General features: G+C 69.9%; 2 protein-coding genes and 1 pseudogene. 2 read left to right on the forward strand and 1 reads right to left on the reverse strand.

The window, feature by feature from the left end:
- Both ACZ5CR_RS45000 and ACZ5CR_RS45005 read left to right on the forward strand, forming a co-directional pair.
- On the forward strand, positions 1-1137 hold a 1137-nt coding region (locus tag ACZ5CR_RS45000; RefSeq protein WP_468869391.1), incomplete at its 5' end, for a nuclease/transposase family protein.
- A 5-nt stretch (positions 1138-1142) separates the two neighbouring features.
- The gene (locus ACZ5CR_RS45005) at positions 1143-1328 is read left to right on the forward strand and encodes a hypothetical protein (protein WP_468869393.1); all 186 of its coding nucleotides are present in this window, start codon (positions 1143-1145) and stop codon (positions 1326-1328) included.
- Here ACZ5CR_RS45005 and ACZ5CR_RS45010 read toward each other — a convergent pair.
- Positions 1316-1483: pseudogene (locus ACZ5CR_RS45010) on the reverse strand (trehalose-phosphatase); the annotation flags it as partial. The gene ACZ5CR_RS45005 and the pseudogene ACZ5CR_RS45010 overlap by 13 nt on opposite strands.

Genomic DNA, 1483 nt, shown 5'->3' on the forward strand with positions numbered 1-1483 from the left:
CATGTGGTGCGCGGTGGGCGGCAGTTGGCTCATCTGCGGCATCACTTGGAGGCGGCCGGACTGGACGAGTCTGGATGGCGGGGGCGATGGGAGGCGGCTCGGATGTTCCTGGCAGCCGACGGCGAGTCCGGCAAACGCTTCGGTAACGAGACCATCCGCATCACCATCGACGGTGAGCTGAGCATCAAACTCCCTTCGTCCTTGGATCACTTGGCCAACACCGCACACGGGCGCTACCGGCTGCCCTGCAAGATCGCCTTCGCGCACCGGGGCGCGGAGTGGGGCGACCGCGTCGCCGCCAATAGGGCAATCGCGTACCGCATCCACCACGACCCGGTTCGCGGGCGCTGGTATGTGACCGCTCGCTGGCAGCGCGCCCCCGTCCCAACCCTGACAGCGGAGGCGGCCCTCGCCAGGCCGGGCGGGGTAATCGGTGTGGACACCAACGACAATCACTATGCCGCCTGGCGGCTGGACCCCCACGGCAACCCGGTGGGTGAGCCGCGCCGCTTCTTCTACGACCTCACCGGCAATGCCGCACACCGGGACGCACAGATCCGGCACGCCACCAGCCGCCTGCTGCACTGGGCCGGCCAATCCGGAGCGTCGGCGATCGCGATCGAGGACCTCGACTTCACCGACGCCAAGACCCGCGAGAAGTACGGCCGCAAGAAGCGCTTCCGCCGTCTGATCTCCCGCTTCCCCACCGCGAAACTCGCGGCCCGGCTCACCTCGATGGCCGCCGAGCAACACATTACGGTGATCGCCGTCGATGCGGCCTACACCAGCAAGTGGGGCGCCCAGCACTGGCAGCAGCCGATGTGCACCCCCACCCGCAAGACCACCCGGCACGATGCCGCGAGCATCGTGATCGGACGGCGCGCCCAGGGCCATGGGGCACGGCGACGGACGGCACCGCCCCCGCACCACCAGAGCGATGGTGTGGGGCATCGGACCGCCCAGGCCGAACTCCACAACCCTGAGCGTGAGGGAACCCGCCCACCCCGCACCGGACCACCACCACGAGTGGTGTCGCCGCCGGGGATGCGAACGCGGCAACCCAGCTCGCCCAAGACCGTTCGGGACGAGCGCAGTGCACGGAAGTGGATCCACGACCCACTACCGCTCACTGTTTAGGAACGGTGCTGGCTCCCAAAGGTGCGGGTGCTGCCCGCCCTGGCCATGACGCCCGCCCCGGCGACGTACGACTGAAGCCGGGCTCCCCCGCTCGCGGGCTCGGCACCGCCGTCGACGACGGGACCACCCGCGACTACTTCGGCCATCCGATCCCCGACCCGCCCAACCTCGGTGCCGATCAGTCCAGTTGAGCGGCGATCACCGAGAGCAGCTCCACCACGCCCCGCGGGCCGTCCACCACCAGGTCGGCCCGCTCGGCCAGTTCCGCGACCTCCCCGCTGCCGCTGCACACAAGGAGGCCCTTCACCTGGTCCGAGCGGAGCTTCTCCACGGCCGCGAAGGCGGG

It is taken from the genome of Streptomyces sp. NPDC031274 (assembly GCF_055570235.1).